The 21,294-nt window shown below is 66.7% G+C and carries 16 protein-coding genes; 7 read left to right on the forward strand and 9 right to left on the reverse strand.

Annotation, left to right across the window (positions count from 1 at the left end; genetic code table 11):
* The first annotated feature begins 128 nt into the window (after window positions 1-128).
* Window positions 129-557, forward strand: coding sequence for a RidA family protein (locus GA615_RS16600; RefSeq protein WP_152052434.1), 429 nt, complete (start codon window positions 129-131; stop codon window positions 555-557).
* A gap of 186 nt (window positions 558-743) precedes the next feature.
* Here GA615_RS16600 and GA615_RS16605 read toward each other — a convergent pair whose 3' ends face one another.
* Window positions 744-1,217 (reverse strand): c-type cytochrome, encoded by a 474-nt coding sequence (locus tag GA615_RS16605; RefSeq protein ID WP_152052435.1) that lies wholly within the window; start codon window positions 1,215-1,217, stop codon window positions 744-746.
* Between the two features lie 66 nt (window positions 1,218-1,283).
* Entirely contained in the window at window positions 1,284-1,565 is a 282-nt protein-coding gene (locus GA615_RS16610) for a hypothetical protein (RefSeq protein ID WP_152052436.1), read from the reverse strand.
* 186 nt (window positions 1,566-1,751) lie between these two features.
* Here GA615_RS16610 and GA615_RS16615 point away from each other — a divergent pair, with 186 nt between their 5' ends.
* Window positions 1,752-3,656, forward strand: coding sequence for a hypothetical protein (locus GA615_RS16615; RefSeq protein ID WP_152052437.1), 1,905 nt, complete (start codon window positions 1,752-1,754; stop codon window positions 3,654-3,656).
* Window positions 3,657-3,765: 109 nt separating this feature from the next.
* Here GA615_RS16615 and GA615_RS16620 read toward each other — a convergent pair whose 3' ends face one another.
* The 5 genes from GA615_RS16620 to GA615_RS16640 all read right to left on the reverse strand — a co-directional run bounded on the left by GA615_RS16620 (window position 3,766) and on the right by GA615_RS16640 (window position 10,871).
* Entirely contained in the window at window positions 3,766-4,446 is a 681-nt protein-coding gene (locus GA615_RS16620; protein WP_152052438.1) for a hypothetical protein, read from the reverse strand.
* 187 nt (window positions 4,447-4,633) lie between these two features.
* On the reverse strand, window positions 4,634-6,595 hold the full coding sequence (locus GA615_RS16625; RefSeq protein ID WP_161602382.1) for a serine/threonine-protein kinase: 1,962 nt from the start codon (window positions 6,593-6,595) through the stop codon (window positions 4,634-4,636).
* Between the two features lie 129 nt (window positions 6,596-6,724).
* Window positions 6,725-8,245 carry an FHA domain-containing protein gene (locus tag GA615_RS16630; RefSeq protein WP_152052440.1) on the reverse strand — a complete coding sequence of 507 codons (1,521 nt, stop codon included), beginning with the start codon at window positions 8,243-8,245 and terminating at the stop codon, window positions 6,725-6,727.
* Window positions 8,246-8,835: 590 nt separating this feature from the next.
* On the reverse strand, window positions 8,836-9,648 hold the full coding sequence (locus tag GA615_RS16635) for a hypothetical protein (RefSeq protein WP_152052441.1): 813 nt from the start codon (window positions 9,646-9,648) through the stop codon (window positions 8,836-8,838).
* 260 nt (window positions 9,649-9,908) lie between these two features.
* Window positions 9,909-10,871, reverse strand: coding sequence for a LysR family transcriptional regulator (locus tag GA615_RS16640; protein WP_161602383.1), 963 nt, complete (start codon window positions 10,869-10,871; stop codon window positions 9,909-9,911).
* 241 nt (window positions 10,872-11,112) lie between these two features.
* Here GA615_RS16640 and GA615_RS16645 point away from each other — a divergent pair, with 241 nt between their 5' ends.
* The 3 genes from GA615_RS16645 (at window position 11,113) to GA615_RS16660 (ending at window position 15,016) form a co-directional block, all read left to right on the forward strand.
* Window positions 11,113-12,012, forward strand: a complete 900-nt coding sequence (locus GA615_RS16645; RefSeq protein ID WP_152052443.1) for a YybH family protein — start codon at window positions 11,113-11,115, stop codon at window positions 12,010-12,012.
* A 67-nt stretch (window positions 12,013-12,079) separates the two neighbouring features.
* Entirely contained in the window at window positions 12,080-13,714 is a 1,635-nt protein-coding gene (locus GA615_RS16655) for a hypothetical protein (protein ID WP_161602384.1), read from the forward strand.
* Window positions 13,715-13,975: 261 nt separating this feature from the next.
* Window positions 13,976-15,016: a hypothetical protein gene (locus GA615_RS16660; RefSeq protein WP_161602385.1), complete on the forward strand. Its 1,041-nt coding sequence runs from the start codon at window positions 13,976-13,978 to the stop codon at window positions 15,014-15,016.
* A 73-nt stretch (window positions 15,017-15,089) separates the two neighbouring features.
* Here the strand turns inward: GA615_RS16660 and amaB are convergent, their stop codons facing one another.
* Both amaB and GA615_RS16670 read right to left on the reverse strand, forming a co-directional pair.
* Window positions 15,090-16,610, reverse strand: a complete 1,521-nt coding sequence (amaB, locus tag GA615_RS16665) for an L-piperidine-6-carboxylate dehydrogenase (protein WP_152052446.1) — start codon at window positions 16,608-16,610, stop codon at window positions 15,090-15,092.
* A 66-nt stretch (window positions 16,611-16,676) separates the two neighbouring features.
* Window positions 16,677-17,258, reverse strand: a complete 582-nt coding sequence (locus GA615_RS16670; RefSeq protein ID WP_152052447.1) for a Uma2 family endonuclease — start codon at window positions 17,256-17,258, stop codon at window positions 16,677-16,679.
* Window positions 17,259-17,494: 236 nt separating this feature from the next.
* Here GA615_RS16670 and GA615_RS16675 point away from each other — a divergent pair, with 236 nt between their 5' ends.
* Both GA615_RS16675 and GA615_RS16680 read left to right on the forward strand, forming a co-directional pair.
* Window positions 17,495-18,091: a Uma2 family endonuclease gene (locus GA615_RS16675; protein ID WP_161602386.1), complete on the forward strand. Its 597-nt coding sequence runs from the start codon at window positions 17,495-17,497 to the stop codon at window positions 18,089-18,091.
* Between the two features lie 60 nt (window positions 18,092-18,151).
* Window positions 18,152-21,187: a PVC-type heme-binding CxxCH protein gene (locus GA615_RS16680; protein WP_152052449.1), complete on the forward strand. Its 3,036-nt coding sequence runs from the start codon at window positions 18,152-18,154 to the stop codon at window positions 21,185-21,187.
* Window positions 21,188-21,294: the final 107 nt, after the last annotated feature.

Raw genomic sequence — 21,294 nt, forward strand, 5'->3', positions numbered from 1 at the left:
CGATCCCTGTCAATCGACCGACACACCGAACGATTTTCGGTTTCTCCGCTTCCCAGGAATTTCGTCATCGCCGTTGCCGGTCCCTGGTTGCCTTTTGACCCGATTGACTCGCCCGGAGCGCTTCCCCGATGCGTCAGAGTGTCCACGTCAGCGTCTCGACCCACGGCCCCCGGCACCTCGCCTCGACCGGCTCGCCGTGGGAGCCGAAGGTCGGCTACTCGCGGGCCGTCCGAATCGGCTCGACCATCGCCGTCACCGGCACGCTCGGCCTGGAGGCCGACGGCTCGCTCGCGCCCAGCGCCGGGGCGCAGGCCCGCCGGGCGTTGGCGATCATTCTGGCCAGCATCGAGGCCCTCGGCGGTTCGGCCTCCGACGTGATCCGGACCCGGATCTACGTCACCAACCTCGACCACTGGCCCGAGATCGCCGAGGAACACGCCGAGATCTTCGCCGCCATCCGACCGGCCACCACCATGGTCGAGGTCTCCCGCCTGATGACCCCCGAGGCCCTCGTCGAGATCGAGGCCGACGCCGTCGTCACCCCCAAAACGCCCTGAGCCGGTTCCCGACCGCAACCGCGGCCGACCACCCCGATTCCTTCTTGATCCGTTGAAACGCTGATGGGACGGCCCGAGCCGTCCCGATGGAGCACCGCCGAACCCGTTTCGGCCTCGTCCAAGACGGATTCCCCCGCGCCGCCCGCTGGTGCATTCCGCAGGGAAATCCGAACCATGCCTCCCGCCTCACTCTGCCTGTTCCCTCTGCAATTCCTCCGGCACCTCCCGACCGGCCAGGCGGTACATGTAAGCCGCCAGCGCCCGGATCTGCCCTTCGTCGAAGGCCGAATCCCAACCGGCCATCTGGGTGCCGGGAATCCCCTTGGCGATGACGGCGATCACCTGATCGGGCTGGTCGCCGTGTTTCCAATCATCGTCGGTCAGGTCGCCGGGGCCCGGCCCCGAAAGCCCCTGAGCGATCGGCCCGTCTCCCCGCCCCGAGTTGCCGTGGCAGGACGAGCACCGCGACTCGAACAGCCGCTTCCCCTCGGCCACCACCCCTTCGGTCGATCCTCCTCCACCTCCCGGCCCCGGCGGCATCAGCGATCGCCCCGCGATTGCCGCCACCACCAGCACCGCCACCACGGCCCCGGCAATCAGGAACCCTCGCCCCCCCGCCGCAGAACCACCGCCCGGCATCGCATCAAGATCGTCGTCCACAATCATCTCCTCAGTCGTGAAATCGAACACACGTACACGCGATCGTGTTTCAGCACAACCCCGCCGTCATGCTTCGGAAACATCTTCCAGCAAGGTCAGGGCCACCACTTCATCGAGGCGGATCAGGACCCGAGCCCGGTTGCGGCGGATGCCGAGCCGGGCGGTGTCGACGACGTAGATCTCGCGGGTCGATCGGCCGTCGCGGAGGTCGTGCAGGTCGGCGTCGCGGAGGTCGAGGAAGGCGGAGTCGGCCTCGGCCAGGGTGCCGATGCAGACGAACGGCGAGGTCAGATCCACGACGACCGGGCGGCCGAGGTAATCGTCGAGCAAGGCAGAGCGGTCGGTCATGGCGCGGGTCCTTCGGGCAGTCGATCGCGGTGGTCAGGGGGTTTGGTTGGCCTCGGAACGCGTCCGGCACGCAGGGGCGGTCCCGAGCCCTTGGAATCGGCCGGATCGGCCCGTCGAGGGCGGGGTCCGGAACTGGGCTCGGCTCGCCTTGACGGATTTTAAGGGGGACGATAGGGTCCGGCCACCATGTCCAACCATATCTCCTCCATCGTCGTCGGCCTGGGCGTCGCCGTGTCCGCGTTACCGATCGTGGCCGTGGCCGGGCCCCCGCCCGTCCCCTCGGCCGCGCAATCGGTCTCGGACGACGGCCTGCCCGCCGACCTGGCGCCGGCCGAGGGATCGCTCGCGGCGCCTCCGTCGTCCCTGGCTTCGCCCGAGGGGGAGGCCACGGCACCGTCTCGGACGGTGCTTCTGATGAAAGACGGCAACGTCAAGATCTTCGATGGACCCGCCACCGAGGATCGTCTCGACCACATTATTACCCTCGACATCGGCCAGATCCGCATTCCGAAGGCCGAGGTCGAGCAACGCCTCGGTTCGCTCCGCGAGGCGTACGAGTACCAGCGCGACCACCTGCCCGACCGCGACCCGGACGAGAACCTTCGTCTGGCTCGCTGGTGTCTGACCCACGGCATGCAGGCCGAGGCCGCCGAGCAGCTCCAGGCCCTGCTTACGTGGAGCCCCGACGACGTCACGGCCAAGAACATGCTTCGCAACCTGAGCATTGCCAGCCGCGACCAGGGGGCCCGCGATTCGGGGGTCGTCCGCACCGGAGCCAACGCCGGCCGGGGCGGTAACGAGCCGAGAGAGCTGGATGTCTCGGTCCTTGGGCAGCTTCGGGCCTTCAAGGGGCGGATTCCTCCTCCGGTCGTCTTCGACCTGCCCGAGCCGCTCGCCGTGCGCCGCTTCCAGGAGTACGGGCAGACGGTCCACCGCGTGCTTCAGGTCCGTTGCGCGAGCTGTCACGATGAAACCTCCGATCGCAACTTCCGGCTCATCCGGGCCCGCGATCCGAAGGACCTGACCAACGCGATGCTCGTTCGCACAAACCTTGACGCGACGCTCGGCCTGATCGACCGAACGAATCCGGGGCACAGCTTGCTGTTGATCAACGCGATCATGCCGCACGGCCCGGACCAGAAGGCAATCCTCACCAACCCGAACTCGCCCGAGTACCGGGCCATGTGGAGCTGGGTCGAATCGCTCCGGCGAGACGCGACCCAGACCGCCCAGGCCGAGGCCCCCGCCCCCGACTCCCAGCTCGTTCCGACCGCCGCCCCCTCGCCGGCCGGATACCCGCAAGGCTACGGCCAGGGACAGGGACAGGTCATGCAGGCCAATCCCGGCTTCGGCGGCGGCTTTGCCACACAACGAAGCGGCCAGGTTCCGCCTCAGCAGGCGCCCTCTGCCGCACAGGCACCAGGCCCCTACCCGATTCCCGGAGCCCCGGGGACGACGCCGTACCCGAACGCCATCAATCAGCAGATCCAGATGGATGCCGTTCACCCGTCGGCCCCTGAGGATCTGAACTTCCAGACCGTCTCCCCCCTGCTCGGCTCGCCCGACTCGGCCTCGTTGATGATCAACGGCCGAACGGTGCAACCGCCCTCGGCCAGGCCGACCGCGCCGGCTCCCGGCACGATCGGTCCCGGAGGAGCAGCGGCCATCCCGCCTCCCGGAATCGTTCCGCCGGGTGGCGTGATGCCCCCGAATGCGGTCGGCAATTCGGGAATCACGCCCCCTCCCGGGTTCGTCTTGCCGCAGGGAGTCACAATTCCCGGCGTCAACGGCCCGGGGACGACGACGGTCCCACCGGGGGCCTCGCGCGCGGCCCCGGCTCCCGGATCCGCTCCGGCTCCGGGAGGCGCCACGCCGGACGGAACCGTCACAACGCTGCCGGACGGGACACAGATCATCACGCAGGCCGACGGCTCGAAGATGATGCGTCTGCCCGACGGTGAGCTGGCCCCGATCATGGACAAGGCCGCCATCAACAACGCGTCGGGGGCCTCCCGAGGCGACTCGTCGTTGCAAATCGACCCTGCCCTGCTGGAGCGTCTCCAGCGGCGGCGGATGGGGAACGCCCCTTGATTCCCTGCTGATCGTCCGGACGCCCGATTCACGAGCCAAGGGCCTGCCCTCCGAAGTCGGAAGGCAGGCCCTCAACCCATTAACACACAAGCACGTTTCGCCATTACGATCAACCGAGAACCCACCGAGCGATGACGGCTCCGGCCGCCCCGGCCGAGGCGAGGGCGACGACCCGGAGGCGAGGGGTGTAGTAGCCTCGGGTTGCCTCGTCGGCCCGGATGTAGAGGGCGAGGATCGCCAGGCAGGTCAGGACGAAGCCGACGAGCCCACCGAGCAGGGTCAGGCGACGGACACCGACCTCGCGTCGGTAGACGTCGAGGAACGCCTCGCGATGGTCGGGGGAAAGCTCGGCCCGCACGGCGGCGACGTGGAGGACCTGGGGCAAGGCCGCCTCGGGATCGCCGGCCAGACTGAGGCCGAGGCGGTCGAGGTCGAGCACGATCGGCTCGACGTGCTGGTCGAGGATCAGGGCGTCCACCTGCTCCTCGGGCAAAGGCCAACCCTCGGGGATGTCGGGGGCAAGCCATTCGGCCACGGTCTGTTCGAGCAGGGTTCGGGCATCGCTCAGGGCGCGTTCCTCGCTGTACGAGCGGCGCCCCTTGGCCACGATCAGGCCGCCGTCGGGCTCGAAGTCGCCCCGAGGGGTGACGGCCCCTTCGGAGAGATCGGCAAACCAGGAGGGGAGCGACACCGGCCGCACCTCGGCGCCAGGGGAGGGCCGGTCGGCCGAAGCCGGCAAGCCCGCGGCGAGGCCGAGGGCCAGGGCAATGCTCAGGGCGATCCGGTTCATCGTGAGACGGTCCTTACCTGTGCCGAAGGCGAGGGGCCGCGCTGGTCCCCAGCGTCGACTCGCCCCGGCCGAGAGGGCGGAGCAGTCCGCCCAGGTGATCATTCGCTCAGAAAGAAATTCGCTTTCGAACGGCCAAGCTTGAGTCAAATCGGTCGATCGGGTGCGAATCGGCGGCCGGGAGAGGAGGTCAGGCCCGTCGGGCCGCGACGAACTGGGAGTAGCGGGCCGCCTCCTCGCTGCGGGGGCTGACCAGTTGCAGCACGATGGTGATGAGCATGACCGAGGCGACCCCCATCGCCACCGGAGCCGGCACGACCTGGGCAACGATGAACCCGAGCAAGCCGGTCCAGATCACCGGCCAGACCCGGAGCCGCCGGCGACGGTCGCGGGCGACCAGCTTCGACCACGGGCCGAGCGCGAAGACCAGGCCGAAGTAGAACAAGGGGCCGATGGCGGCGACCCGGGTCGCCGCCAGGCCGGTCAGGCCGGTCCAGAGGTCAACCGGGTCGCTCTCGGCGAATCGAACGAAGTTCCTGGGCAGGTCGAGGTTGGTCCAGTCGACGGCCGTCATCAGGACGGCGCCGACGGCCATGCCGATGGCCCCGAGCGTGAAACGACGAGTGGCCGGGTCGATCGCTCGGCCTTCCCAGAACTTCGTCGGGATCAGCAAGCTCCAGGCGCCGAGCAACGAGGCCCCGACCAGAACCCCGGTTTGCCCGGCCAGGGTCGCGCCGTCCTTGCCGTCACTCATCAGGGCGACCAGGGGGATCGCCAGCAACAGGCAGACCGGCGCGGTGACGAGCATCGAGGTGGCGGCCTCGGCCACCCGGATCCGGGGGCTCGGCAAGGCGGGCGGCGTGATCGGGGTCGGCGTCGCCTGGCGACGGGCCATTGCCGGGTTTGACCGGGCGGGTCGATCGCTCGGCCGTCTCGAAGCCAATCGGGAGGCCGGGGCCGGGGTCCGGCGGGCCTGGCGGCCAAACCGGGGGCGGAACCAGCCTCGACCGCGAAGCGGCCGGGGGGGCATCGTGTTCGGGCCGATGTAGAGGACCGAGTCTTCCTCGCCGATGTGCAGGACGTCCTCCTGCTCGCGCGGGGCCTGCGGATCGGGAGTGGGAACCGGGACCGGTTCGGCCACGGGAATCGGCCCGGCGGGGCTCGATTTCCCCTCGCCGATGAAGCGCATGTCGGGGGCTTTCGGCGCGTCTTCGGGGACGAGCAGCTCGACGGCGTTCTGGGGTCGTCGGGTCGGGTCCTTGGCCAGGGCTCTCGTGACGATCGAGTGGTAAGGTTCGGGCAAGGGGGAGAGGTCGGGCCGGGAGGTCAGGTGCTTCATCAGGACTTCGTGGGGCGTCTCGCCGTCGAACGGGACGCGGCCGGTGAGCATCTCGAAGATGATGATGCCGATGGCGTAGATGTCGATCGGCTTCTGGTACTTGCCGGTCGAGATCTCGGGGGCCATGTAGTGGCAGGTGCCGACGCTGGCCGAGTGCCCGGCCTCGGCGGTGTTGGCGATGAACTTCGAGAGGCCGTAGTCGCCGATCTTCACGACCCCCTCTTCGAGGAACAGGTTGGCCGGCTTGAGGTCTCGGTGGACGATGCCGTGGTCGTGCAGGTACGAGACGCCGTCGACCAAGCCCTTGAGCCACATCCGGGCCTCGTGGATGGGAAGGCCGTCGGGATGCTGTTCGAGGATCTGGGCGAGGCTCGGGCCAGGGACGTATTCCATGACGACGAAGGTGTCACCCTCGTCGGTGGTCTTCATGTCGAAGATGGTGATCAGGTGAGGGCTTTTGAGGTTCATGCACTGCTGGACACCGCGTTTCTCGATCTCGACGTTGCGCAGCAGGAGCTTCAGGGCGACATCCTTGCCGGCGTCGGAGACGGCGTAGTAGACCTCGCCGAAGCCGCCTCGGCCGATGGCGCGCTTGATGGTGTAGCCGTCGAGCGGTCGGTCGCCCGAGCCGAAGAAGTAGCGTTCGCTCAGCCGGCCGTTCGATTGGGGGGAGCGATCGCGATCGGGCATCGGAGGGGGCTCCACGGCGAGAGGCTCCGACCCGTCGGCATTCGGCCGAGGGACGTAGGCCGGCGTGTGGGCGATCGTCTCGGCCAGCGGCTCGCCGGATTTGGGTCGGGCCAGGGGGTTCATCGGAAAGAGACTCCGTCGGCGAGAGTTCGAATCGGGCTCAGCCGGTCGTGGTCGTGATTGCAGGGGCTTGGGCTTCGGGGCGATCAGGGGAGGCCCCATCATCGGACGAACTCCAGGATACCGTATGGATCAGACACTCGCCGCAGTTCGGGGTTCAAGGGGTTCGAGGCTGAAGGAGAAGCCCTCTCCCTTGACGGCCGAGCTGGTGGTCAAGGGGGCTCGGGAGAGCGCCGGGGAGCCGTCCACCTCGAAGCTGCCGGGGCATCGGCACCAGAGGGTGTCGGCCTGGCGGAACAGGACGATCGGCTGGTCGAGTTTCGGGGCGGCGATGTGGCATTGCCGGGTCGGCCCGATCAGGCAGGACTGGGCCATGAGCAAGACACCGTCGATGGCCATCGGCGGGCGATGGCGGCTCATGAGACGCAGGGTCGCGGTGGCGCTGATGGGGCTCGGCCGTCGGAATTCGAGTTCGACGTTGGCTCCGAGGCGGATCAGGTCGCCATCCCGCAAGGGAGCCGAGTCGATCGCCCGGCCGTTGACGAAGGTCGGTTGCAGGGCTCGAAGGGTGTAGTGTTCACCGTCCCGAACAACGACGGCATGGCGTCGGGCCAGGTCGGCCAGCAAGGGGAGGTCGGCGGTGCTGTCGGGCCCGGCGCGACCGATCGTGATTTCGTCGTCGAGGCAAACCAGATAGCCGCCGATCACATCGGCCCAGAGCAAGAGCCGGCCATGAGGTCCGCCATGACGCGACGGGGTCCGCCCGGCTTCCGTGGTGGCAGTGGCCGCGGGAGCGGGACTTGCCGGCGAAGGATCGGTGAGGGTGCGATCGTCGAGGAAGCGGATCTCGGCGGTTCGGGCCCCCTTGACCGTCGAGCCGCGTTGCGGCAAGGTCGGCACGCGGGGACCGATCGCGCCGATCTGCTGCCAGGCCCGGCTGCGAGCCTGTCGGGCGGCGGGATGATCGGGGACGGTCTGGAGCAGGTCCTCGGCGGCGGCGAGGATGGCCGGCCACTGATCGGGCGAATCGGCCAGGGTGCGGTAGAAGCGATCGGCCTTGGCCGAGGCGGCCTGCTGGCGCGTTTCCAGCTCGCGACGGTACGAGCCGAGGGCCGATCGGGCGTCGTCACCAGCCAGGTGATCGGCGCGATCGAGCAGCTCGAAGGCCAGGCCGAACTCGCCGCGACGGGCCTCGGTTCGGGCCACTTTCCAGGCCTCGGCGGCCTCTCGGAGCCGGCGGAGGGTGGGGCTGTTGAGCTTGTGATCGGCCAGGGCGGCCAGGCGCTCCACCACCCGGTCGGGGGCGCCGGTGGCCAGGTCGGTTCGCAGGTCGTCGGCCAGGCGATCGGCCAGCTTCGACCGGCGGGAGGCGAGCAGATCGGGAGCCGCGCCGAAGGATTCGGCCGAAGCGAGGTCGGCCAGAGCGCCTTCGAGGTCGTCGGCCTCGGCGCGTCGAGCGGCGCGATGGACGAGTTCTCTGGCCCACTTGCCGCGAAGCACGACGGCCTGCCGGTACTCGGCGACATCGGCCCGGGAGGCCAGCGCGAGCGCCTCGTCGAGCCGCCCGGCCCGGGCCGACTCCTCCGCCTGCTTCAAGACGACTCGCCAATGTCCCAACATGGTGGAGTTGCCGCCCTGGTTGACGTTGCCCATGGGGGTGTCCTGTTCGCCTGCCTCGCCCCTTTGACCAGCCCTGGCCGACCATTTGACCGATTCTGCCCTGCCCTACCCGTTGCGTCGGTCACCGAGTCGGTCGAGGGGTTGGCCTGGATTCCGGCTCGGTCGGTTCAGGGGGGAGGAGGTCTCGATCGTCGCGTCGGCCGCCGGCCGCATGCTCGGAACACTCCACGATCCGTCATTCACGAAGGAACGTCCAGGATCGAGGACCGGGCCGAGCGGGAGGCCCGAGTGATGCCCGTGTCGGGTCGCGTCTGCTCGTGTCTCCTCGGGGGGTTATTCGTCGGCTCGACCAATCAATTGGGAGGAATACCGAGGTTTCTCTTTGTGACATGGCCCGGATTGGACGGTCAAGAGGCCAGCCAATCGCGGGCCAGACCAGGACCGACTCGAATCGAGGCCGAGCACGGTCGGCCGCTCTGGCCCGACAAACGGCGGAAGCCCGAGCCCGCGTCCCCATCCGGAAAGTTCCGGAGGAAACGCGGGCCGGGCCATTGCGATCGCCGAAGCAAAGGGCCGATCCGGGCGACCCCGGATCGGCGAGCGAGCGGTCCGAGACTCAAGGCTCAGGTGGCCGGGGTCGGCTCGGGGGTCGGGGTGAGGTTCAAGCCTTCGAGGGCCGATTCGACCTCGGAGGAGATGTCCCGATCCGGGGCGACCTCAACCTTCACGCCTTGCTCGATGTATCGCCCTTCCAGCTCGGCCTTGCGGGCCATGATCTCGAGCTGCTTGTCCAGTTCGGCGATCGTCTTCTTGGCCTGGGACAAGGGGGTCGTGTCGAAGGTGAACTCGTTGCTCGCCTGCTCGGCCTTGATCTGGGCCAGGCGGCTCTCGATGGCCTCGATCTTGACCATCAGGTCCTTCTTCTGGGCGGTCATCTCGTCGAGGGCTCGCTGGATGGCGAAGGTCCGCTCGACCTTGGCCTTGAGCGTCTCTTCAAGGCTGTTGACCGTGTCCTGGGTTCGGTTGAAGGTGTCGAGGCGGCGGGCCAGGTCGGCCTTGACCTCCTCGGCGGTGTAGGTGACGCCGCTGGTCAGTTGCAGACGACCCTGATCGAGCCCCTCCTTCAGGGCGAGCATTTCCTTGCCCTGGGTCTGGAGGTTGTCCTTGGCCACCTGGATCTCTTGTTTCAGGGCGTCAACCTCGACCTGGGCACGAGCCAGCGACTCGATGCTCTCCAGAATCGCCGGCTCCAGCGCGGTGACCTGCTGGCGGGCCTCGTCAATCTTGTACTCGATGGGCACCTGCGACTGCGCCAGCGCCCGGGCCTGTTCGACGGCCGTCCGGGCATGGTACTTCGCCGAGGTCCCGAACAGGAGCCCCAGCACCGCCACGCCCAGGCCAGCCCCGACGACCGCCTTCTTGACCGTCTTGCACATCTTCGTTACTCCTCGTAGATTCCCGAAACTTCGCTTCGGCGTTCGCTCAAATGTCGAGTGATTCGGCCGTTTGGCCCGGTTGGTTCTGGCCAGGAGGCCGGATGATTCCGGGTGGAATCGGCCGCTCTACCAGGAATTCGGGCCTCAGCTCCGATTATTCGGGAATTCCGCGCTGGAGTGCCACGATTGGGCTGAGAAGAGGATCGCTCGATCACCCTGAAGAGGGAGCGAGGCGACCAAGACAGAGATTGAGTGGAGCTTTACGAGGGAAGCCCCTCTCCCTCTCGCTGGTTTGATTCAGAAGGGGAGAGCCCTTCGAGCGAGGACTCGGGGTTAAGCCCGACCTCGATCAGGAGCTCTCGGGCGAACGCAAGGGCCGCGGGAGAGAGGGAGCGGTCGGCGAGCCAGGCCATGCCGGCATGGATGGCCAACGGAGGGGCGTCGAAGTGGAGGATCACGAAGTCGCCGCTGGCGATCTCGGATCGGACCATGGCCGGGTGCACCAGCGAGACGGCATCTCCCTCGCGGATCATGGCCTTGATCATCGCGACCGAGGTGGTGTCGATCTTGCGATCGGGCCGGGCGTGTCGAGAGGAGCCGGAGTCGAGCCAGTGGCGGATCGAGGGGGGGATCGGGGGGCCGATGAGCGGATAGTCCTTCAGGGCCGATCGCTCGGGCGACTTCAGGGCGCTCAGCGGATGATCGGCGCGGCAGACCCAGATCCCTTCCTGGGGGGGGAACTCGATGATCCGGAATTCTTTCTGATCCCGGAGGTGCTCGACATTGGCAACGAACAGGTCGATCTGCATGCGACGGAGCATTTCCGGCAGGAGGTGCCAGTGTTCGACATGGAGGGTCAGGCGGAGCTGGGGGAAACGCCGCATGACCCGGCCGACCACCGGGCCGAGCCAGACGTCGGACACATACGAACCGGCACCAAGCGACAGTTCCCCGTCTTCGAGATCCACATATTTCCTAATTGCCCGAGTCATCCCATCGATGGTCGTGATCACGTCCTGGGATGACCGGGCCACCAGCTCGCCGAAGACGGTCGGGACGACGGTTTTGCCGTGCCGGTCGAACAGGCTGACCCCCAGTTCGCGCTCGAGCTGCTGGATGCTTTTCGACAGGGCGGGTTGGGTCAGTTGCAGCCGTTCGGCCGCCCGGTGGTAATTCCCCACCTCGACGAGGGTCAGCACATGGCGGAGCTGCCGCAATTCCAAGCCGGTACCCTCGGTTATTGGATCGATAAATTGGAGAAATCCGGATGCAGGCTTCTTGTGTCGAAGAGATCCCGGACGTATGACTGATCGTAGCAATCCGCAAATGCGACCACCAGCGATCACGTCGGTCTGGTTTCCGAATCCACGCTGAAATTCACCTGATCTATCGAGGCGACGGGCCTCCCGAGCGAGGCACCCCGGGTCGATCGGATCGCGTGCATCGAGCGCACCGAGGAATCTCATGAAATCGTTGAAGAGTGTGTTCGTTGTTGGGGTGGCCACCCTGGTCATCGGGGGAGGTGCCCCGGTTGCGGCGCCTCCCTCGGGAGACGACGATCACGCCGCCGTTCGGGCCGTAATGGAGTCGTTCGTCACGGCGTTCAATGCCGCGGATCCGAAGGCCCTGGCCGGCCACTGGACCGCCCAGGGAGAGTACATCGACGAAGAAGGGGCGACGATCCGAGGGCGCGAGGCCCTGGAGGAGGGGTTCACCGCCTTCTTCGAAGGTGCTCCCAAGGCCCAGGCCGAGGTGAAGTCGGACGCATTGCGGTTCCTCTCCCCGAACCTCGCCGTGGACGAGGGGCGGGTGACGGTCCGGTTCGAGGATGCTCGCGGGACGACCCGGGCCTTCTACACCGCCCTGCTCGCCCGAGAGGAAGACCAGTGGCGTCTGGCATCGCTCCACGAGATGACCGACACGGGGCCATCGCTTGAGGCCCTCGACTGGCTGGTCGGGGAGTGGAAGTCGACCGACCCGGCGGGCACCGAGATCGCCACGCGATATTCCTGGAACGCGACCAAGACGTTTCTGACCGGTCATTTCACGATCGAATTCGGCGATCGGACTCTGGACGGTGTGCAGGTCATCGGGATCGATCCGGCGACCGGCGGCATTCGCTCCTGGACCTTCGAAGCCGAAGGCGGGATCGGTGAGGCCGACTGGGAGCAGGACGATCCGGACCATTGGGTCTTCGTGGCCGAGGCGACCCTTGCCGACGGGGCCAGCTTGACGGCGACGAACATCCTCCGCCGGATCGACGAAAACACCTTCACGCTCCAGTCCGTCAACCGCGCAATCGACGAGCAGGAATTGCCTGATATGCCGCCGGTCAGGGTCTCTCGCGTGACCCCGGAGCCGTGATCCGTTCCGCCAGAATCCCTTCGACGCTGATCAACTCCGACACACCACGCACCAGGAGCGGGCCATCATGAGACGACTCATCTCAAGACTCTCTGTGATCACACTCTGCCTTCTGTTCGTGACCGCCGAGGTCCAGGCCCAACGCGGACGCGGAGGCGGCGGGGCGCGGGGCGGAGGCGGCGGGGCGCGGGGCGGAGGCGGGGGCATGTCCCAGCGCGGCGGGGGCGGCTTCAGCGGCGGCGGGATGCAACAGCGCGGCGGGGGCGGCTTCAGCGGCGGCGGGATGCAACAGCGCGGCGGGGGCGGCTTCAGCGGAGGGGGCATGTCCCAGCGCGGCATGCCCCAGGGCGGCGGATACGGCGGCGGGATGCAACAGCGCGGCGAATATGGCGGCGGGATGCAACAGCGCGGAGGCTTCGGCGGCGGCCTGCCGACCACCAGCCAGCCGGTCAGTCGAGGAACGGCCGCGGCCGGACCGTTCGGCGGATCGGGCACGGGACAGAGAACCTCTCGCAGCGCGACCGGCCCTGGAGGCGGGCAGTTCCAGGCGGGTTCGGGCTCGGGCAGCTACACCACGAACCGAGGCGGCACGATTGATTACGGTGGCGCCGGTGCCGCCGGGACGGGACCTGGCGGCGTCTCAGCGGGGCGAGGTGCTTACGGCATCCAGGGGACCACGGCCGGAGGTCGAGACTACACGAACTATGGCCGGGTCGGCGGGGTCTCCGGCCCTGGCGGGAATACGGTTGCCGGCCGTTCGAGCGTCGGGTCAGTGACCGGAGATCGAGGGACCGCCTACGGAGCCTCACGAGGAGTTGCTGGTGTCGGCCCCGAGGGAGCGTTTGGCGGAACGCAGCGCGCCGGAGTCGCCAGCGGAGAGCGGGGTACCATCGCCTCGGGAAGCCGCGCCGGATTTGCGACCGGCCCCGAGGGGACGATCGCGGGAGGGTCTCGGGGGGCCATCGCGGGCAACGAGTACGGGGCCGTCGGCCGATCGCGAGGCACCTTCTATGCGTCGTCCGGAGACCTGGCGGCGCGGGGTGACTATGCTCGGCGGGCCTATGTGGGAGCCCCTTACTTCACGCCGAACTGGATGGTCGGGTATCCCAACGCCTGGATCGCCCCGGCCACGATGGCAACCGCGGCCGCGCTGAACTGGGCTACCCTGGCCAACTACTGCGGCTACCCGGCCCAGCCGGCCTACTACGACTATGGCGGCAATGTCGTCTACCAGGGCGACGCGATGTACATCGACGGCAACGTCGCCGGCACTCCCGAGCAGTATGCCGATCAGGCATCGCAACTGGCCGCAAGCGGCGGCGAGGCTCCGGCCGATCCCAACGCCGATTGGCAACTGATCGGCGTGTTCGGCATCGCCCCGCCCGATGACACTCCTCCCAACGAATTCTTCCAGCTTGCCATCAATCCGCAAGGAGTCTTGCGGGGCAACTACTACAACTCCAGCAACGATACGGTGATTCCCATCGCCGGCGCGGTCGACAACACCACGTATCGCGCGGCCTGGTCGATCGGAGATCAACCAGTGCCTGTCTTTGACGTCGGAATCGCCAATCTGACCAAGGACGAAACCACCATGCTGATCCACGACCAGGAGGCCCAGCCGATCCAGGTCACGCTGGTCCGCATGCCACCGTCCTCGCCGGGAAATGCGCCGCAAGGGGGAGCCCCGCCCACCCCCTAATCCCCCGAGCAAGGGGCCAAAACATAACCAGATCAATTGACCAGAGAAATCATACACTGCCCCCATCACAATCCCGTATGATGGCGGAACCGAGATTCCGAACGGTCTGGCCCGAGGTCGGGTTGACCGTTGAGAATCGAGCGTCGAGACGACCGAAGCGGCTGAGGCGTGGAGCCTGAGCGGTTTATTGTTCTGACAGAGAGGATCGTCATTATGAATTCTGATTTACGAAGGCTCGCTCTTGCCGGGTTGATGAGCCTGATGACAGCTTCGTTCGCCCATGCCCAGTACGGCATGTACGGGTGGAATGGCTGGGGGTCGACCACGGTCGGGGGCGACCGGGCCCGCGGGATGGGTGCCTATGCCGCCGGTGCGGGCATCTACAACGAGCAGACCGCCGAGGCCCGCGCGATCAACACCCAGACAAATATGAACCTCAATGAATATCTCTACGAATCGGAACAGATCCACGAACAGCAATATTACCAGAAGATGGCCGGACGGGAGGCCCGCACGAGGGAGGCCGGCCGTGAGATCCAGGATCGACACCTGAACAATCCGACGCCGGCGGACATCACAAGCGGCGACGCGGTGAACGCGCTCTATCGATGGCTCTCGAACCCGAAGATCCCCTACGACCTCATGCACAGCGCCGGTGCCGACCTGACCCTGAGCGGCGACGAGGTGCGGAAGATCCCCCTGAACTCGGCCGCACAGGGGGTCGTGGTTTCCATCGCTCGGCTGGCGGGTGAGGATCAATGGCCGGGGGTTCTCCGAGGAGAGCCCTTCGATACGCTCCGGAAGCAATACGCCGCGCTGGTCGAAGAGCTCCGAGAGCGTCCCGACGGGGAACCGGTCCCGGACGAGGCCTTCGATCAGGCCATCACCCTGCTCGAACGGATGCGATCGGCCGCAAGGTCTCAGCTCAAGGGTCCTGATTTCGCCGCCGCGGAACGCTACCTGAAAGCGCATGTGGGCCTGCTCCAGATGACCCGCAAGCTCGACTTCCGGGACCAGCTTGAACGTGCTCGGGACGTGAAGGAAGTCCCGCTGACGAATGCGCTGACCTTCTTGCAGGTGCACAACCTTCAGTTCGGCAAGGCGGAAGGACCGGAGGAACAGGCCCTCTACCTCAACTCCCTCTACCCGAAGCTGGCCGAGATGCGGAACCGCATCCTGTCCATGGCCGGCGGCCCCCCCCCGGTGCCTCAGACCGACCCCTCGCAGGGCGCTCCCACGGCGATGTTCGGGAACATGCCCTGGGAGCAGATGACCGGCAAGGGGCAACCGGCCTCGCGGTAACTCGTCACGGAATGCTCCCGATCGGCGGTCGACACGCGCACCTCGGCGCGTGTCGGCTGTCGCGGTGTCAGCCTCACGGGGCGATCGGGAACTGGACCCCCTGGGCCAGGGGAAGGGACGAGCCGGAATTGACGGTGCAGGTCTGGCGGCGCATGTAGGCTTTCCAGGAGTCGGAGCCGGCCTCGCGACCGCCGCCGGTGGCCTTCTCGCCGCCGAAGGCTCCGCCGATCTCGGCGCCGGAGGTGCCGATGTTGACGTTGGCGATGCCGCAATCGGAGCCCTTGGCCGAGAGGAATCGTTCGGCCTCGCGCAAATCGTCGGTGAAGATGGCCGACGAAAGCCCCTCGGCCACGGAATTGTGCAAGGCGATGGCTTCGTCAAGATCGGCGTAGGTCATCACATAAAGGATTGGGGCAAAGGTTTCCTGACGGACGATCGGCATGTCGGCCCTGGCCCGAATCAGGGTCGGCTCGACGAAGAAGCCGGGGCGATCGACACGGCGGCCTCCGCAAATGACCTCCCCCCCTTGAGCCTCCGCGGCCTCGACGGCGCGGAGCATGGCCGCGACGGCCGCCTCGCTGATGAGCGGCCCAACCAGGACCCCTTCGTCCCAGGGGTTGCCGATCGGGAACGACCGATAGGCCGCCGCCAGCCGATCGACGAAGCCCTCAGCGATCGACTCGTGAATGATCAACCGTCTGAGGGTGGTGCAGCGCTGTCCTGCCGTGCCGACAGCGGCGAAGGCGACCGCCCGAAGGGCCAGGTCGAGGTTCGCTCGGGGGGTGACGATGATCCCGTTGTTGCCACCCAGTTCCAGCAGGCTCCGGCCAAGGCGACCCGCAATCCTCGGCGCAATCGCCTTGCCCATCGCCACGCTGCCCGTGGCCGAAACGAGGGGCAATCGCTCATCGTCGGCCATCCGAGCGCCCAACTCGGCACCACCGACGGCAAGGTTGAACACACCGTCATACTCAGTCTTGCTGAGAATCTGATTGACCAGATGTTGCACAGCGAGGCTGGTCAAGGGGGCCTGCGGCGACGGCTTCCAGATCATACTGTTGCCGCAAACGGCCGCGATCATTGCATTCCAGGCCCAGACGGCGACCGGAAAGTTAAAGGCGGTGATAATGCCCACCGGCCCGAGGGGAAGCCATTGCTCGAACATCCGATGGTCGGGACGTTCGGTGGCAATCGTCAATCCGTAGAGCTGCCGGGAAAGACCGACGGCAAAGTCGGCCATGTCGATCATCTCCTGGACCTCGCCCAGGCCTTCGGATCGAACCTTGCCCACCTCAAGGCTGACAAGCAGGCCGAGATCGTCCTTATGCTCGCGCAAGGCGTTGCCGATCAGCCGGACGATCTCACCGCGATGCGGCGGCGGTACGGTTCGCCAGCGTCGGAAGGCATCGAGCGAACGATCGACGGCGCGGTCGTAATCGGCGATCGAGGCCCCGACGATTGAGGCAATCGGCTCGCCGGTGCTCGGGTTGATTGAGGGAATCAGTTCCCCTCCAGGCTGATCGATCCACGATCCCGCCCAGACGCCGGAATGACCATCGTGAATGCCGAGCCGTCGCAAGAGGTCCTCGATCATGGCGGGGCGCTCCATTCGTTGTCGGATCATCCGGGGCAAGGGTGAGCAACCGACGACCTTCTGAGTTCACGCATTCGCATCGCCGAACAGTTCGAGCACCGAGAGGGAAAAGCCGGGGAGCAGATCACCGCCGTCGAGCGATTCGCCGAGGGATCGAATTGTCACCGAAGTAGGAGAGGTGAACACGTAAACGCGGTTGACTCCCGGCACGACGAGCCAGACCTGGCGAGTGCCGGCTCGGAAGTAGTCCTCGACGGCGCGGAGGTCGTCGGCTGTCTTGTTGCTCGGACTGATGACCTCAATCGCCAGATCGGGCACGACCTCCCAGGCGGCGGCCCGGGGAACGGGTCGAGCCTTGGGCCAGCGATCAAACGAGATGAAGGCCAGGTCTGGACGTCGGTCGAGGCGCCGCTCGGCATCGAGCCGAAACAGGAGCTCGCTGGCAACGCGGCCCTGTTCGACCACCTGTGAGTTTGTGACCAACCCGCGAAACAAGACGGAGGCAACCCAGGCTTCAAACGCTCCCATCGGCGGCTTCTCCACAATCTGCTCATCGATCACCTCGTAAAGCCCTTCGGGCTCATCTCGTAAGAGATCGGCCTCGGTGGTCGAGCGGCTCAGGACCGTGGTTTCGGTGGCGGTCGCCATGGTCGGGCTCCGGTGGGGACACGGGAAGACTGGGAACGGAAGAACGCCGGTCGAAGCCGAGGGAGCGATCGGGCAATTCGATGCCATTGTAACCGAATCGGTCACGCATCAAGGCGGGTGGTCCGACCGGTCCGGGTGCGATACACTCGAACGTGATGGGTCAACAGGTCGAAGGTTCGGACCGATCACCACAGAACGCTCGACCCGCCTCGCGAGGCATCGAAGGACAGGCCGCCATGCCGACGACCGCTTCGGTCACCACCTCCGCCGAGCCGCCATTGCAGCCGATCACCGTGGCGATGTTCCGCGCGATGGTGCGCTCGGGGATCATCGGCGAGAAGGAACCGGTTTACCTCTGGAAAGGGAGGCTCGCCCGGCGGATGGCCCCGAACCGCCCACATTCGATCACCGTCGATCGCTCACGGAGAGCCCTGGAATCGGTGATCCCGCCCGGGCTTCACGTCCAGCAGGAACAGCCCGTGGCGATGCGTACCGAGCACAGTACGCCCGAGCCCGACCTGGCCGTCCTTCGGGGTCGACCGGAGGATTACCCCGACAACTTCCCGACGACGGCCGACCTGGTCCTGGTGGTCGAAGTCGCCGATTCGTCGATCGCACTGGACCGGGACCAGGCTGACGACTTCGCTCGCGAAGGGGTTCAAGCGTACTGGATCGTTGACCTGAAGGGTCGGCGGATCGAGGCGCATGACATCCCGAACCACGGAACTTATCAACGAACATCGGTCTATTCCGAATCGGACGACATCCCCGTCGTCATAGACGGCCGAGAGGTCGGACGCCTTCGCGTGCTCGACCTGTTACCTCCCCGTTGATCGCTCACCGACCCGAACCAACCGCCCGACGGACCACCATTGAACCGGAGCCGGAGATTGATGCGACTGCTCGCGACCGCCGCGGCCCTTGTCCTGGGGGTGCTTCTCGCACCGGGGGCCGGAATGGCCCAGGACCTTGTCGCCGAGACCGACCCGAAGACGCCCGAGGAGGAACGCCAGGCATTGCGCTTGCCTCCGGGGTTCGAGATTCAGCTCGTCGCGTCGGAACCTGATATCTACAAGCCCATGAATCTCGCCTTCGACGAGCAAGGGCGGCTCTGGGTGACCTCGTCGATCGAGTATCCCTTCCCTCCCGAGGATGGGGCCCCCGGACGTGATCGCGTGACGATTTTGAGCGACTTCGGCCCCGATGGCCGGGCGCGGTCGGTCACGCAATTCGCCGAAGACCTGACCATCCCGATCGGCCTCTTGCCGCTGTCGTCGAACGAGGCCCTGGTTCACAGCATCCCGCACATCCTCCGCCTGACGGACACGGATGGCGACGGCAAGGCCGATGAGCGCGAAGTCGTCTTGCGCGAGTATGGGTTTCAGGATACGCACGGCATGACCAACGCGTTTACCCTCGGGTTCGACGGCTGGATCTACGCCTGCCACGGCTTCTCGAATACCTCGACCGTCGAGGCGAAGGACGGCGAAGAAATCACGATGCAGTCGGGCAACACCTACCGGTTCCGCCCTGATGGCTCGGCGATTGAGCAGTGGACCTGGGGCCAGGTCAACCCGTTCGGACTGGCGCTTGATCCGCTCGGGAACCTCTGGTCGTGCGACTGCCACACATTGCCCATCTACCACCTCTTGCGGGGGGCCTATTATCCGAGCTTCGGCAAGCCGCACGACGGCCTCGGCTTTGGCCCGGCGGTGATGGAACACTTGCACGGATCAACAGGCATTGCGGGGATTTCGTACTACGAGGCCGACCACTTTCCCGAAGAATGGCGCGGCACGATCTTTGTCGGCAACCCGGTGACGGCTCGGGTCAACCACGACCGCATCTCATGGGCCGGTTCCAGCCCGACAGCCATCGAGCAGCCGGACTTCATCATCAGCGATGACCCGTGGTTCCGGCCGGTCGATATCGAGCTTGGACCCGACGGCGCACTTTACATTGCCGACTTCTACAATCGAATCATCGGCCATTATGAAGTGCCGTTGACCCATCCCGGCCGCGACCGGGACCGAGGGAGAATCTGGCGCGTCGTCTACGTCGGCGGGGACGGATCGAACCCGCCGCCGACCATGCCCCGAGCCGACTGGGGAGCGGCGAGCGTGGCCGACCTGATCGACGACCTAAGCCATCCCAATCTGACCGTCCGCCTGCGGGCCACGGACGAACTGGCCAGTCGGCCCGACGCCGAAGCGATCGTTCCGGCCTTGCTCGCGGCTGTGACTGACGCGACATCGTCCGAACGGCGAGTGCATGCTCTCTGGGCACTCGATCGTCGCGGGGCCTTGCCGGAGGATCGGCTCGCGGCGGCCCTGGCCGACGAGGACCGCGCCGTCCGGACGCACGCCGTGAAAATCCTGGCCGAGCGATCGGCGTGGGACGATGCCCAGGGTGCCGCGGTTCGTAACCGCCTGGGTGATTCCGACCCGTTCGTCCGCCGCGCCGCGGCCGACGCAATGGGACGGCATCCGGCCCCGTCGCAGATCGCTCCTCTGCTGGATGCCTGGAGCGCGGCCGATCCAGACGACACGCACCTGGTCCACGTCGTCCGGATGGCCTTGCGTGATCAGCTCCGATCGGCCGACGCCTGGGCCCGCCTTCCCAATCCCTTGACGGAGGCAGACCGATCGAAAATTGCCGAGATGTCGCTCGGTGTCCCAACGGTTGAAGCCGCGTCGTTCCTGCTCGATCACCTGCGAGCGAACCCGGAGGCGGTTGGCGATGCATCACGATTCGTCGAGCATATCGCCCGCTATGGCGAGGAATCGTCGCAGGCGGATGCGAGAGAGTTTGCCCGGTCGGCCTCGGAAGGGGATCTGCGGCAGAGCCTCGCCCTGTTGCGAGCGATTCACCGAGGCGTACAGGCACGCGGCAATCGGCTCGACGACGCGTCACGATCCTGGGCGGAGGAGGTGGCCGGGGCCTTGCTGGCATCGAGCGAGGACCGCGACCGGCTCGACGGAATCGAGGTGACGGGCACGCTCCGCCTCGGTGCGAAGGCCGGAACGCTCGAATCGATGTTGCTCGATCGGAACACCGCCGAACCGCTGCGGCTGGCAGCGATCGACGCAAGAGCATCGATGGATCCGGCCGGAGCGGTCGAGCCGCTGGCCACGCTGCTCGAAGCGGTCGATGACGCTCCTTCGATCCGAGACCGGGCCGCCGAGGCGCTCGGCCGTACGGGACGCCCCGACGCAGACGCGGTGTTGCTGGAGGTGCTGGCAATCGCGCCAAGCCGCCTGCAACGGACGATCGCCGTCACCCTCTCGGCCACTCAGACCGGGGCCGAGGCGTTGCTCAAGAGCGTCGAGGAGGGCCGCGCCCCCGCGGAGTTGCTGCGCGAACCGCCGGTACAGATCCGGATGACCAACGCGGGAGTCGAGGCGATGGCTTCGCGGATCGAGGCCCTGACCGCCGGCTTGCCACCGGCAGACGAGGGGCTCAGGAAGTTCATTGATGAACGATTAACGCGATTTTCCTCTCTGAAATCGATGCCCGACGCCGAGGCCGGCCGCGCGGTCTTTACCGAATACTGCGCGGGGTGCCACAAGATCGGCAGCGACGGGGCCGAGGTTGGACCGCAGCTCGATGGTGTGGGTATCCGGGGGCCGCTCCGCGTGCTGGAAGACATCCTGAACCCAAACCTGAATGTTGATCAGGCGTTTCGCACCACCACGCTTGGCCTGAGCGATGGCCGGGTCTTGACGGGCCTCTTGCTGGCCGAGGAAGGGGACGTCCTGGTTCTGGCCGATGCCGAGGGGAAATCCCAGCGCATTCCGGCCGATGAGGTTGAGGAGCGGCTCACCTCGTCCCTCTCTCCCATGCCCGCGAACTTCGGTGAACGGATTCCGGAGGAGGAGTTTCACCAGCTGATCGCCTACCTGCTCTCGCAGCGAACCAAGGAAGACTGAGACGAGATGCTCTGTCCCGCCCCGGACGATCGGGGTCGGGGCAAACCTCATTGGGTGAGAGCGCAGGGATCATGAGCCACGGATGAAACACAGATGAAACACCGATA

Source organism: Tautonia marina (assembly GCF_009177065.1).
Taxonomy (GTDB): Bacteria; Planctomycetota; Planctomycetia; order Isosphaerales; family Isosphaeraceae; genus Tautonia; species Tautonia marina.